Annotated in this window: 9 protein-coding genes; all 9 read right to left on the bottom strand. The window is 41.7% G+C overall.

The features are described 5' to 3' along the window. Nucleotides 1-32: 32 nt before the first annotated feature. Nucleotides 33-2,774 carry a glycosyl hydrolase gene (locus HPC41_RS22335; RefSeq protein WP_172396289.1) on the bottom strand — a complete coding sequence of 914 codons (2,742 nt, stop codon included), beginning with the start codon at nt 2,772-2,774 and terminating at the stop codon, nt 33-35. Between the two features lie 12 nt (nt 2,775-2,786). Continuing rightward, nucleotides 2,787-3,098, bottom strand: a complete 312-nt coding sequence (rhaM, locus tag HPC41_RS22330; protein WP_172396288.1) for an L-rhamnose mutarotase — start codon at nt 3,096-3,098, stop codon at nt 2,787-2,789. Between the two features lie 56 nt (nt 3,099-3,154). Continuing rightward, nucleotides 3,155-6,112 carry a DUF4982 domain-containing protein gene (locus tag HPC41_RS22325; RefSeq protein ID WP_172396287.1) on the bottom strand — a complete coding sequence of 986 codons (2,958 nt, stop codon included), beginning with the start codon at nt 6,110-6,112 and terminating at the stop codon, nt 3,155-3,157. Between the two features lie 130 nt (nt 6,113-6,242). After that, nucleotides 6,243-7,397, bottom strand: coding sequence for a glycoside hydrolase family 88/105 protein (locus tag HPC41_RS22320; RefSeq protein ID WP_172396286.1), 1,155 nt, complete (start codon nt 7,395-7,397; stop codon nt 6,243-6,245). A gap of 112 nt (nt 7,398-7,509) precedes the next feature. Continuing rightward, on the bottom strand, nt 7,510-9,105 hold the full coding sequence (locus tag HPC41_RS22315) for an arylsulfatase (RefSeq protein WP_172396285.1): 1,596 nt from the start codon (nt 9,103-9,105) through the stop codon (nt 7,510-7,512). 1 nt (nt 9,106) lies between these two features. Then, on the bottom strand, nt 9,107-9,886 hold the full coding sequence (locus tag HPC41_RS22310) for a rhamnogalacturonan acetylesterase (RefSeq protein ID WP_172396284.1): 780 nt from the start codon (nt 9,884-9,886) through the stop codon (nt 9,107-9,109). Nucleotides 9,887-9,894: 8 nt separating this feature from the next. Continuing rightward, nucleotides 9,895-10,665 (bottom strand): rhamnogalacturonan acetylesterase, encoded by a 771-nt coding sequence (locus HPC41_RS22305; RefSeq protein WP_172396283.1) that lies wholly within the window; start codon nt 10,663-10,665, stop codon nt 9,895-9,897. A gap of 58 nt (nt 10,666-10,723) precedes the next feature. Further along, nucleotides 10,724-12,574, bottom strand: a complete 1,851-nt coding sequence (locus HPC41_RS22300; protein ID WP_246250959.1) for a rhamnogalacturonan lyase — start codon at nt 12,572-12,574, stop codon at nt 10,724-10,726. Nucleotides 12,575-12,610: 36 nt separating this feature from the next. Next, complete coding sequence (locus HPC41_RS22295) at nt 12,611-13,933, bottom strand: rhamnogalacturonidase (RefSeq protein WP_172396282.1); 1,323 nt, start codon at nt 13,931-13,933, stop codon at nt 12,611-12,613. Nucleotides 13,934-14,196 lie beyond the last annotated feature (263 nt).

Here is a 14,196-nt window from a genome sequence, read left to right as displayed (position 1 = left end):
ATGATCAACAGCAAGTACATCCAATCGTTTCCCTAATAGCTCCACAAAGTCACAGGGCCGATCAGACCACTTTCCATTGGTTTCCAATCGCTGGCATCAAAGTTTTTATAGTTGATATTGACAAAGTTTATTTCATGATAATTACGCCATTCAACTTTTTTCCGGTCTAGATAGCTGATACGATTTGCCATTAAGTTGGCGACCTCAACGCGAATTTTATTTTCTCCATTGACCAACCACTTGGTAATATCCTGTTGAAAGGGTATTGACCATAAAATACCTGCATCCTGCCCGTTGATAAATACACGAGCGCTTTCAGCAACACGTCCAAGCTTCAGTAGATAAGATTTTGATTGATCCTTTTCGATGGAAAATGTTTTCTCATACGCAGCGGTCCCCGAGAAATTGGTCGCATCTTTGTCGCCCCATTCCGTCCATGAGGAGAGTTGGTCTAGCGTTTTAGTTTTTGGTAAAACAGGCCCTCCAGCAATAAAACTCACTTTCCAATCATGATCCAATTGAGTTACTTGGCTCAATTCATCTTGATAGCGGAATGGTTCCGCAGCTTGTTGCTCAGAAGCTAAAATGATCCAGGAATAACCCGAAGGAATCTGCACCCGTATTTTGCCATCGATCGATGGCAACTGGAATGTTCTTCCTGTCTGCGGATCCAACAAAGAATAATATTTGGCCTGTGCATTTAGCATCATACTACGATCCACAGTCCGTTCGCTGTGATTGACCAAATAATAATAGGTATCCTTACCAGAGACCCTTCTCGAGAATTTCAGTCCTACTTGGTTAATTCGTTCAGGTACGATTTGTTCCGTCTCAAGTGCTGAGTTGACATCCGTCGTCAGATAGATTTTACCTTTTCCAAAAGCCGTATACTGGTTCGCCTTATCTTTTTCAAAACCAAGCGATGTAATTAATTTATTGAATAGCACAGTGCGTTCATCCAAACGGTTATATCCAGGAACCTCCTGCGGTAATTGTTGGAAAATGACTGTTGCCCCTTGCGTCGCCATTTCTAAGATTTTCTGAAGTGTGACTTCTGAAAAATAATGACAGGCAGGAATATAAATTGCACGATACGGGATTGCGTCCTTCGAAGTCTGTAGTTTTCCATCATTTACAGTTGTTCCCGCCAAGATTTTATCTGTCGCAAAATCAAAGCTATACCCACGTTTCTGTAGTTGAATACTTTGTTTATAAAACTGTGTTGGATGTAACCATTCATCAACATCGTGGACCTTCAATGCCTTATCCATTCCTTTCGCATTATTCCAAATATCATAAATCGGCCAATATACCAACAATTCATTATCGGCACGACTGGATTGAAGGATGGATTGAACACGGGTAATATATTGATTCAAACCAGTAAGGTGATCCCAGAACGAATTTTGGGGGACAAAATTAACGGAAGCATAGAATAACCATCCCGGAAAAGGCACATTTTTTGGCGAATAGGTTGTCCCATGGTAGAACACATGATTCACACCCGCCAGGAATAATTGTTCGACTTCAGGTTTCGTTTGTGACAAGGACGTCTTAAAATGTTCCGTCAGCCAAGTGAATGTTTCCGAAGAGGTATATTTCTTCCCATACACATTTGCTGCTGAGGTTGCAAACTTAGCCATTATTGGATCAGGGTCTACATTGCGGATATCAGCCGTGTCTCGTCTTAATCCGGGAATAGCAAAACTACTGGAACCGAAGGTTTCACACTCTGGAATATCTGTATCGGCATATAAATCGATTAGGTTTCCTGGAGATCCATGCGCTTGATTTTTTGAAATCGCATTATAGCGATGGGCAAAATCCGTAAATGGAATCAAAAAGTTGTTGGTCAGTAACGCATTCACAACTTCGCGATAATCCGATTTAAGGCCTGCTGTTTTAGCTTCATCCTTGCCCCTACCCGCAAAATCCAGCAGATGATCTTGAAGTTTGTATCCTTTTATCCGTTCGAACGATTGTAAAAATTCATCTGTCCAATTTGCCCCGTATACTTCATAACTATCGTTAAAAAAAGCGCGGACATTTAATTGTCTCTCCTTAAAAACTTCGGCAAACCTATTAAAATAAGATGCGACAGATGTTTTGCCCAAGTGGTCTAAGGTATACCCCTCGCCACCAGGGGCAGCACGTTTGACCTTTTGCCCCGTCCTTCCTGAAAATACAGCGAATAAACGAACATTCGCAGGCGCTTCCCATGTTCCAGTGCGCCCTGAAATATAATCATCTAGATTTATTTCACTATTGTCAGCTCTAAATGCCCGTAAAGCCTGCAGGAAGAAATAATGTTGTTTCGGATCCTTTGGCTTGAGAGGAAATGTGATTTTTTCACCTTTTTTCAAGTCAAATTCATCCAGGATCAATTTGGTGGCGGCATCTTTCTCTTTGATTTGAGATCCACCAAAAGGCCAACCTGTTCCCAAATTAATATCCACCCCCATCCCCAAGGTTTTAGCTTTATCCGTTGTTACACCCAACATATTCATCCATTGTGGCGAGAGAAACTTTAGGTAACTGGCTTCAAACCCTTTAGCGCCATAAATAGGCGTTACCTCGACACCACCAAACCCACTTTTGTCAAATAAGGTTAACTCTCGTTCGAGGTTAGGTCGATCCACAGCTGAACCGAGCCACCACCAACGCGTCCAGGGTTTCATTTCTTTGGTAACTGCTGGCCATAGATCCTGTGCCATCGTTCGACCGAAAGCTAACAGATTACAGGCAAGCACAAGTGATATATAGATTTTCTTCATGTTAAAATTGACCTAATCCATGTGAAACACTTTTTTCAAATTTATCGATACCGGGGAATGGTCTGGATTTACGTCCATGATATCATGCATATAATCCCACCATTGCTTAACAATAGCTTCCTTGCCCAATTCTTGCGACGAGTGCCCTGCTAAATATTGAACCGCAAATAAAGTATCCGTCTCTTCATCCAAAAAAATGCTATAATCAGACACCCCATTTTCGCGCAATAAGGTTATTAATTCTGGCCAGATCATCTCATGTCGGCGCTGGTATTCCGCAGACATACCTGGTTTTAATTTCATCTTAAATGCTATTTTCTCCATTTCGAACATATATTTAAAGTATTATTACCCAACGATTCCCTAGATAATAACTATCCTTAGTGCACCAACACCTGATGTATATCGGTTTCGATAATGCTCAAGGTCCCTTTGGCATTGGCATCATTGCGTGAGACGCCATCGTCGAGTTTCTTACCGCCCATTTCTACCTGATTATTTTCCTTCGCAGTAAAAGGTGCATTTTTAAGTTTTATAGTTACCCTTTCGCCCTTTGTACGCGGAAAAGAAAGTGTACAGTAGCCTAGCGTAATATCCGTATTTCCATCAAAAACAAGTTTGTCATCTACAAAAACCTGTAGCGGATAGGATCTTGACCTAAAGTTATTTAATTTCAGATCGATCTCATTAATATCGGATTTTTCCTGTAAAATATAGGTGATCCATGCTGTACCTAGCTGGCCATCATTGACCCAATCGGAAAGCTCATTATCATCGTAGGACTGCCCGGCCTTCGCTTGGTTAGCTCCAGCTATCGCTGTACGGATTTTGAGGCTTTTTTTCAGCTGCACCAAAGTTGGCTTTTTTGGACTTGGCCCCCGCTCTAAAAGTGACGGCAAATTTTCAGCAGATTCTTTTACAAAATAATTCTCCATCGTTTTGATCGGCTGCACGGTCCAGATAATTGAATCCGATAGAAGGCCATTTGATGTAGCTTTCAAGATCACCCGACCTGATTTATCATACTGCGTACGAAGTAATACACGATTTATACCGGCCTCAACTGGGATTGATCTAGCTAAAATATAGTTGTCAGATCCCTGTGCAATTCCACCGCGCCAATCCATCGGCCCATCAAAATTGAAATCAATCCTATTTGATGCCAATGGGCAACGTACGCCATTCTTGTCAAGCACTTCAACTTCGGCCAATACCATATCGTTTCCATCCGCAAAAAGGCCGTTTTCTCCATGTTGTGCCGTCAAACGGATTTTATAAGGTTCGCCCGCTGTTCTTAGCTCTTTTTTGTTCAACAACTTTCCGCCTTTCGTAAATGATTTGGCAGTCAATACACCGGCCTCAAAATCAATCGCTGGAAAACGGAATAGAAAATCATATAGCTTTTGAGCTTCTCCCTGTATCTTGCCATTTACGGATAATTCAACACGATCTGCAGCAGAAACGACCAATACATCTTTTTGTGTTCCTGAGGCATAGTTCCAGTGCCCTACAAGATGTAATCCCTTTGGATCGGGAGCAATCCAACCACCCCACATGACCTGATGGGCATAATAAGCATCTTTGGGAATACGCATGGCATCAACTTCGCCACTTCGTCTATAATTCTCTTTTCCCCTAAAATGGGTATTGGAATCCGAAAAAATAATATTGACGCCGCCCGAATTTACGCGATCGCCAGTACCTGGACGCATTTTCCAATATTCCCACCAACGATGTACAGCCTCAACAACATAGCTATCTTGATTTCTATTATAGTCACTGGCGTCAACACCTTTATAAAGCGGCCCTTCACCATCTTTGTGAAACGGATAACTCAATTCGTCCCAATATTTACGTAAGGCTTCGTCACGCATGTATTCCGTTGCAATCATGGGGTGACGGGCACTTTTATTGATGTATAGCATTTCTCCACCATATTCAGCTAGCTTACTGTCTAACATTTCACGTGAACCAATTGCCCGTCCGCCAGCTGGATCATATTGATCGCGGATAGCTTTCATTTCCGCCATATGTTCCTCCGAAATCGACTCGTTTCCACATTCATAAAGCAATACACTTGGATTATTTCGATAATAGATAATTGCATCGCGCATAAGCTCTGTCCGCTGTTCCCAGTGTCTGCCCTGCGTATCTTTTTCGGCATCTCCAGCAGGTAACATTTGCATTAATCCCACACGATCACAGGATTCAACATCCTGTTTCCAAGGGGTTACGTGCATCCATCGAACCAGATTGGCATTGCTTTTGACCATCAGTCCATTGCTAAAATCACTTAACCAAGGGGCTACAGATAAACCGACAGCAGGCCATTCATTACTTGTACGCTGTGCATAACCCTTCATCATCAAAACCTGATCGTTTAGATACACCATCCCATTCTTAAAAGCTGTTTTTCGAAACCCTGTTTTCGTTTGTACAGCATCGATGATTTTATTATCCCGCAAGATTTTTGTCGTAACTGTATAGAGATAGCCGTACCCCCAGCTCCAAAAATTAACTTGATTCAAGGCTGAATTCATGGTCAATTGTTGTGTTTGATTGGCTGGGAGATTGAATTTTTTTGAAAAAGTTTTCACCAACTTCCCATCGGCATTGCGTACTTCGGCAACAAAGTTGACTAAACTCGATTTATCGGTTTCATTTTTCACCTCCGAAGAAACAAAAAGATCCAATGTCTTTTTAGGGATGTTCATATTCTTCGCATAGACATAAACACCCGTAGTTTTTAAATTGGAATACAAGGGTAGCGTCTGATAGATCTTGGAAGCAAAGTGGATCCATACATTTTTTGGAATGCCACCATAATTTGCGTTAAAGTTTTTATCATTCCATTGATAAGTACTGTTTGTCGCCTTTTCCCGATAGTTCCAGCTATTGTCTATGCGTATCGCCAAGATATTTTCGCGATCGCGATCAATCAGGTCTGATAGGTCAAATCCTGCTGCCATAACACCATTTTCATGCCGCCCGATAAATTTTCCGTTAAGGTAAAACTCTCCGCCAAAACGGATTCCTTCAAATTCTAAAAATACCTTATCAGAAGTAATACCCTTCGGAACACGAAATTTCTTTCGATACCAAACAATATTTGCCGAAAGGTCATGTATCGCTTTTGCAAAGGCCTCGTCTTCATTCCAAGCTTGGGGCAAGACAACTTGCTTCCATCCACGGTCATCGAACTCAGCAGCAGAAGCATCGTTTACATCGCCAATGTGGTAACGCCAATCGGCGTTAAAACTTAAAGTTTTCCGACCTGCTTGAGCATAGGTGCCAAATGAAAGCAGAAGGTAACAAAAAATAAATAATACTCTTTTCATTTTATATTTTTTTATGGCTAATGTGAGATCGAGTAATTACTTTTATCTATAGCATAACTGTGAACCATTCCCATGATGGGCGCTGATTAATTAAGTTATTGGCTACACACTGAATGAATAATGAGACAACTTATTTCGACAACATTTTATAAACCTCTGTTCCACCTAATAGAAAACAGCCCAACCCATAATCTTCAAAATCCGGTTGACTGGAAAAACTGACAGGTTGACCGTCTTTAGGTTCTTTTCCCGTTCCTTGTAAATAGCCTAAAAAGCCTGAAGGGTGTACCGCTTCTGCTGTCATTGCTTTCCACGCTTTTTCGACAACAGGTCGATATATTTTAGCATCCAGGAAACCATTATTGATACCCCAGGCCATACCATAAACAAATAATGCCGTTCCTGAAGTTTCACGTCCGCCAAAATTAGTGGGATCATGCAGACTGACATTCCAGAATCCATCCGGCCTTTGAATAGGAACAAGCGCTTCCATCAAGGCTTTATAATCCGCCATATACTCCGCACGATGTACTTCGTTTTCTGGGATTAACGAAAGTACCCTGACTAAAGCCGCCACGACCCATCCATTACCACGTGACCAATAGCAATCTTCACCGTTTGGTTCCTTATAGGGAGGTACAAAATCCTTATCGCGCCACCAAAGTTTGTCGGCCTTGTTATACAGGCCACCACCTTCTTGCGTTTTTGAATGATGATACATTTTATACATGTAATCAAAGTAAGTTTGATCCTTGGTCATTACACCCAATTTGGCATAAATTGGCATGGCCATTTGTATCGCGTCAATCCAGGTCCAATCGTCTACTTTGCCAGATTTGATAATGTAATCTATATTTGCTTTAATCTTCTGGATACGCTCAGGTTTCGGTTCAATCTCATAGAGATCAAGATAAGTTTGCCCACAGGCTTGGTCATCGGCATTTCGAGTTTCTACACCATTGCGCATACCCCATTCATGTTTATTGCCCCAATCCACAGCGTAATTGTAGTAATCATTGTTTTTATCAATCTGATACAGTGCCATGAGACCTTCGTAATAAACGGCTCTGGTCCAGATATTACTTGGCCGCCAACGATTGGTATAGATGGGTTTGCCCGTGTCTGTCCATTTATTCATGAAATAGCGGTTGGTTAACTGCAAGGATTGAAGTACATCCCCAGCGGTGATTCCCTTCTTCTGTTCGACTACTTTTTTCGTCGATGAACAGGCCGAAAGGAAAAACGCAATCAGTAAAGTGGCTGTATACGTATTAAATATTTTCATGTTTTTCTTTATATAATTATTCATAACGGGAGTTCCCTTTTTTTCTGAAAGTGTCTAATCTTATTGGCCAGAAAGAACCTTCTTTCGCTTTCATTGCTGTTGGTGTCTGAAGTCATGAAGTTTTTTGAGCGAGCTGCTCGTAGGGTATCACACCGACTCTTTTTGCCCAATTTTCATAGATCTGAACCATTTCGTGGTATATTTTTGGAAAAGTAGCCGATAAGTCTATAGTTTCACTCCTATCTTTTTCAATATCATACAGGTGCCATTTGTTTTCAGGGTAGGAGGAAACAAGTTTCCATTTTCCTTTGCGCACCCCTTTATTGCCCTCATGTTCAAAACAAATCTCCCTGTCCGCAGACCGCTGCCCTTCCGTCCAAATAGGAAGCAGGGACATTCCTTCCATCGGTTTGATCGTATTACCGGCGTAGTTCTTTGGGTAATTTGCACCCGACCACTGCGCTAAGGTGGGCATGATATCGATCAAATGGGCCGGCAGATCAAACTGTTTTCCCCGTGGCAAAAACTTTGGCCCATAGGCGATAAAACCAGTTGCATTGCCTCCTTCAAACTCCCAATGCTTAAACTTTTTGAAAGGCGTATTACTAACCGCAGCGCCTTCTATTCCATAGGCGGTAAAAGACCGTGGGTGGCTGGCCGGAAATTCATTGGCAGCCCTTATATCAGCCGTGAATCCAGTATTGGTTATTGTTTCATTGCTCGCTCCATTATCGGAAAGGAAGATAAAAACAGTGTTTTCCAATTGTCCTTTCGACTGGAGATAATCAACCAATCGCCCTACATTTTGATCCAATTCGTCGACCATCGCCGCGTATACAGCCATCTTTTCATCCCATTTTACTTTTTCCTCCCAGCTGCAATCATTCCATTTTCGCAATGCGGTATCCATTGGAGACAATTTGGTCGTTGGTGGCAGTAGACCTAACTGCTGCTGTTTTTCAAAACGCCTTTCACGGACAGCATCCCATCCTTCCATATATTTACCGCGGTACTTTGCGATATCCTGAGGTTTGGCATGTAAAGGCCAATGTGGAGCCTGAAAAGCTAAGTACAGGAAAAAGGGGCTCTCTTTTTTAGTGTCTAGATGCTCGCCAATAAAAGTCATCGCATAATCCGTATAGGCATCCGAGCTATAGTAATCTGTTGGCGGAACAATCGCTTCATTGTCCAAGGCTATCGTCAGCTTTTGGTTGGGTCGATAAGGCCGGTTTTCAAAATAGCTGTTTGCCCCATCAATCAGTCCATAATACCGTTGAAATCCACGTTGTAAAGGCCAGTTTTCTTTTTCCTGCCCCACATGCCATTTCCCAGCCATATAGGTTCCGTAGCCTGCGCCTTTTAATAGTTCGGCCAAAGTCACTGAAGTTTTATTTAGAAACCCCTGATAAGCAGGAAAAGGACGCTTATTCATCATGTCACCAACTCCTGCCTGATGTGGATATAAACCTGTCAATAAAGAAGCTCGGGAGGGACAGCAACGCGAAGCATTGTAAAAGTTGGTCATCTTAATTCCTTCTTTTGCCATTCTATCCAGATTTGGGGTTTGAATTTCAGAGCCAAAACAACCCAAATCGGAATAGCCCATATCATCTGCCAAGATCAGAACAATATTTGGGCGTAGCTGTGCACGCACTGTAAAGAGTGTGAACAGAAAAAAGAGAGTCAGCGTAAATATTGGTTTCATCATACTACATAAATTTCTTTAGCCCGACTTTGGGCTGTGCTTTCAATTGTTCAGCGACTAATTTGGCATTCAGCAAGGCGCCCGCTTTAATCGTGTGAGTCGCATCCTTTGGATCAAAAAATTCCGTTTCTACTTTCTTTTTCCCCATTGTTTCATACTGGGCAATCACTTGATCCTGTAACGGGATAAAAAATGCACCACTCTGTTGTGCAGCTTCTTTCGCCCATAGGGCATAATCCGATCTACGGATCTGCGTTCCCGCCCATGCGTTGCGCGGAATGGGCGAACAGATAATTGCTATCGCTCCCTTATCTTGAATATTTTTCACAAAGCGTCGTAAATAGAAACCATAACTATACACGACTTCATTTTGCTTCAATAACGGATTATACACTTCTTGGTAATCGTCACCATTCCCCTTTATCGTCCCCCTTGCCCGTAACGTATCCACAATGGGACTTGAATCATTATGTCCAAATTGCATGAGGACAAAATCACCCGGCTGTATGCTATCCAGTACTTTCTGCCAAAGTTTGGGGTTGTTATAAAATGTCCGGGTACTCGTTCCACCCAATGCACGGTTCTTGACGTTGATTTTATCCGATTTAAAATACTGGCCAATAAAACTTCCCCATCCCCACTGTCCGTTTGAACCGTTTCCCTGTCCATTTTTTACCGTGGAATCACCAATAATAAACAAAGTCGGTTTATGCTGTCTTTCCAAAAAAGACATGCCGATTACAGCGAAAAGGACCGCAGCCCATGGCAATAATTTCAATTTCATCTCTGTTACTATTTAATGTATTGTACTAATTGGCTTTTAATCCTACGAAACCCTTCGATAACGGATAAAGCATTTTCGCGCGCGCCATCTTTATTCGTATGGGTATGGTCACCTGGAAAAAAGCTGGATTTTACCGTTTCCGGACCAAGTTGGTCATATTTGTCTGCGGAAATACTATTCAGATCCAAAAAAGCGACGCCCTGTTCCTCTGCGATCTGCTTAGCCCACAATCCAAAATCCTTATCTGCTCGCTTTACTTTACCTTTATTATCCCATTGGTTGCGCGGAATCATGGATAACAAGATCGGTGTTACACCTTTTTTCTTTGCTTCAATCACAAAACGACGTAGGTTTTCACCATATGTACGTACGGCCTCCTTCTTCCCATTTCCCCAATCCAATACAATAGAGTCCTGACCAATCCCCCGCAGTACACCGCGATATCCCTGTGTGCTCGTATCAGGCTTGCTCCCTTCGTTGTGGCCAAACTGAATCAGTAAAAAATCCCCGGGTCTGAACAAAGAGTCAACTCTAGCCCACCTTCCCTCTTTGACAAATGTACGCGTGCTACGCCCAGCCATCGCATGATTTTCTACGCGCACACGAGTAGTATCCAATAGCTCAGGAAGCAAAGTACCCCAGCCCCAATACTCTTTATTGCTATTCTTCACCGTCGAATCACCGATAAGATAAATCGTAGGTCTATTTTGCTGCTTTGCAAAGGATATTAAAACAACCGCCACCAATGCCATCCCTATCCATTTAATTTGATGCTTCATGTATTAACTTATCTATTTCTTTTAATCAAAAAATCCAAATCGGACGCTTTCAACCGCTCTATTTTTTGTCAGCAGACTTGACCAAATGAATATTCGGTTTAACCGGGCACCCCATACCTACGCCAAGATAATATCCCGTATGTGGCGGTTGATTATAAGCCACATTCTGCCATGCTATACTCAGACGATACTGTGGATCATGCATGAGGGTATATACGCGTTGTTCTGTTGGGATCGTTGTTGTATATACACGGAGATTCTGGTTATCTTCTGAACGTAAGACCAATTCTTCACGCCAATCACCAAAAATATCGGCGCTCAAATTGGGGGTACTTTTAGTTCCATTGATCGATGTACTTCCCGTTGCCGTAAAAATACGTTCCGTTTTCCCATTTTGATATTTTTCAATATAGTTGCTATTTAAAAGCTCCCGGCTTAAATCAGCATCCCACCAGATCAAAAAGTTAGTTGATCTGGGAGCTGGTCCTACATTATTTCCCTTAGTATCATACATGGCTTTAGATCCAAGCCACCATAAATACGCACCTTTATGATCGGGATCAATATTTGCAGCAACACCCCGGGGCACATCTTGATCGATGGCATTTTTAAATAATATAGCTCCTGTTTTGGCATCTAACAAAGCCACACCAGTTCCTTTTCGTCCGCCTTTCAGTTCGTGAATTCCAAAAATTTCCAGACCTGGTCGCTCAGGGTCGAGATCGCTGACATGTAAGGCATCGCCATGTCCCAGTCCGGTACTGTATAAACCTTTGCCATTATCATCAATCACCATCGAGCCAAACACAATCTCATCTTTACCATCTTGATCTACATCAGCAACTGAGAGACTGTGATACCCCTGACCAGAATAAGGATCTTGACGCACTTTACTGTCAAATACCCAACGACTCACTAATTTCTTATTTTTGAAGTCCCATGCCGCTAAGGCCGTACGTTCGTAATAACCTCGCGTCATCACCACACTCGGATGTACACCATCCAGATACGCTACGCAAGCCAGGAATCGATCACTGCGATTGGCATTGGTATCTCCCCATGAACGTAGATCCCCACGCTCGGGCAGATAGTCAACAGTACTCAGGGCTTTGCCCGTCAGCCCATCAAATACAGTTAAATATTCAGGCCCTTTTAATATGCGACCAAGCGTCCTTGAATTGGATATGGTATCCCGCCAATCGGCCTTTGCGTCACCAATGACATTGCCCAGTGCATCTTTAGTGCCATCAGCAGTTTTACAGACCAGCTCGGCACGGCCATCGCTATCGAGGTCGTACACCATAAATTGGGTATAATGTGCTCCTTCACGGATATTTTTACCCAAATTAATTTCCCATAGAAAGGTACCATCTAGTTTATATGCCTGAAAAATAGGTTCTGAAGTAATACCATTATGTGCATTGTCATGTCCAACACCGGTTTGATGAACAATAAGTTCATAAGTCCCGTCTCCATCCAAATCGCCTACAGAAACATCCCCTGGTATGTAGCCTTTAGGGGTGCGTAATGGAATATTCAAGTATTGCTGTACTTTTTGATCTTTGGATAAAGTAAGTTTAGCAACTTCCTTCTCTTTTCCTCCATCCACAATATCCAGTGTGTAGGTCACATCTTGATTTAGATCAACATGATCATCCACGAAATTAGTTCCTTTTGTTAAAGGAACAGCGTTCAGTTTGACCTGTTTACCATTTCCTTCCTTTCGATAAATGGAAAATGCTGTATCAAAATCGTCGGTACCTAGTAAACGCCAGCTCAAAAAAACAGCGCTGTCCGTAGTTTTTACCCCGACCATCCCTCGATCCAAAAACTCCATTTTGCGCTGGCCTGAAACAGCAAGAGAACCGATCAGTGCTCCTGTCAAAAGAATAAATTTTGTCTTCATCATTCAAAGGTGTAAATCACAGCAATATGCTGGTACATATTATTGCTTTTTATTATTAACCGTTACATTGTTTAGGATAAGATTTTTAATGTATTCTTTGTGAATAACAGGGTCTTTGCTAGCACGGACATGCATATTTTGAAATGTAAAATCCGACAGTACATATTGCTCCGAATTGAGCACATCAAATACAATGTCACAATCTAAGTCAATGTTGCGCAGAATAATATTTCTTGCATAGGACATTTTGATGTCTTTCTCGCCTTTCAAATCAAAAAATTGAGTCCAAGGCTTGATAAACAACATACTATTGACATTGCCCTTGATATTTTCAATCAAGATATTTTCGTATTCCTGCGGGGTATCCGGGCGCATCTTCAATTGCAATAATTTGCGCGCTTTATCTAAGGTATTGTTTCTAAAAATCACATTATAGCTATGGATGGATTCACTTCCACAGGTAAGTGCACTATGACAAAATCCAAAAAAACAATTTTCAATAATAATATTTGAATTGGGGCCGTTGTTAGGATCCTTATCGGACTTCGGTCCTTTACCACCTTTTAATGCAATCGCATCATCGTTGACGGATAAGTAACAATCCTTAATCAATACATTACGACAAACATCCAAATCAATTGCATCAGAGCTAGGTGCTTTAACAGGTTCTTTGGGCGCTGAAATATGTAAACCTATCAATTTGAGATTTTCACATTTATAATAATGTGAGGTCCAGAAAGGTGAATTAATCAAGCGAATACCTGAAATCTGTACATCTTTACTATTTGACACATAGAGTACACGCGGACGCATTTCGTCCATATTTGTACATTTCGGGTTAAACTGCCGTCTTAGCCAAAAAGATTTCCAATACCGCAATCCGTTCCCGTTAAGTGTACCTTTACCTGAAATCGTGAATCCATCTACATGATCTGCATTAACGAGCGCCACAAAGTATTTTACAGTTTGTCCTTCCATGCGAGTCTCCGCTAGCGCAAAATCTGCGATATCATCACTCCCTTTCAACACAGCTCCCTCTTCTAAGTGTAAGTGTGTCTTTGGCTTGAAAAATAATGATCCACTCAGGTAGATACCCTTAGGCACTACAACTACACCACCACCATGCGCGTATGCTTTATCAATTGCTTGCTGAATCTTGGCTGTTTGCACAATAGTACTATCTGCTACCACACCAAAATCCGTGATCCTGAATTTCTTACCGAGCGTTTCTATGTTGGTCGATCTTACCGTTTCAAACCATGTCGAAATTGCTGATCCATCGGGGAATTTCCCTTGCGCCTGTACATTGGACAAAATGGCAAGTGAGGTAAGCACATGTAAAAATCGAAAGAATTTTTTCATAATATTTAGTTTATAACGATGTTTTCCCAAGCCTAACAATTAAAATTCATATATTGAAAGGCTTTTAAAAATTGATTAGCGCATTAAAATATGCTTAATGAGTAGCTAATCTAAAAGTATCAACATTTTTAAGAAGAGCTGTCCTGTAGTATCCTGAACAAACCTGATAACATAGTAAGCAAGCATTCATTTTTCTTGACAGCGAGTCTATTAGCAAAGATTCAAGCTTTTCGTAATATATTTGTTATAGAGTCCCCAAGACT

It is taken from the genome of Sphingobacterium prati, from assembly GCF_013167215.1.
Lineage (GTDB): Bacteria > Bacteroidota > Bacteroidia > Sphingobacteriales > Sphingobacteriaceae > Sphingobacterium > Sphingobacterium prati.
Note: the sequence above shows the minus strand (reverse complement) of the source record. Positions and strands in the feature narration are given on the sequence as shown.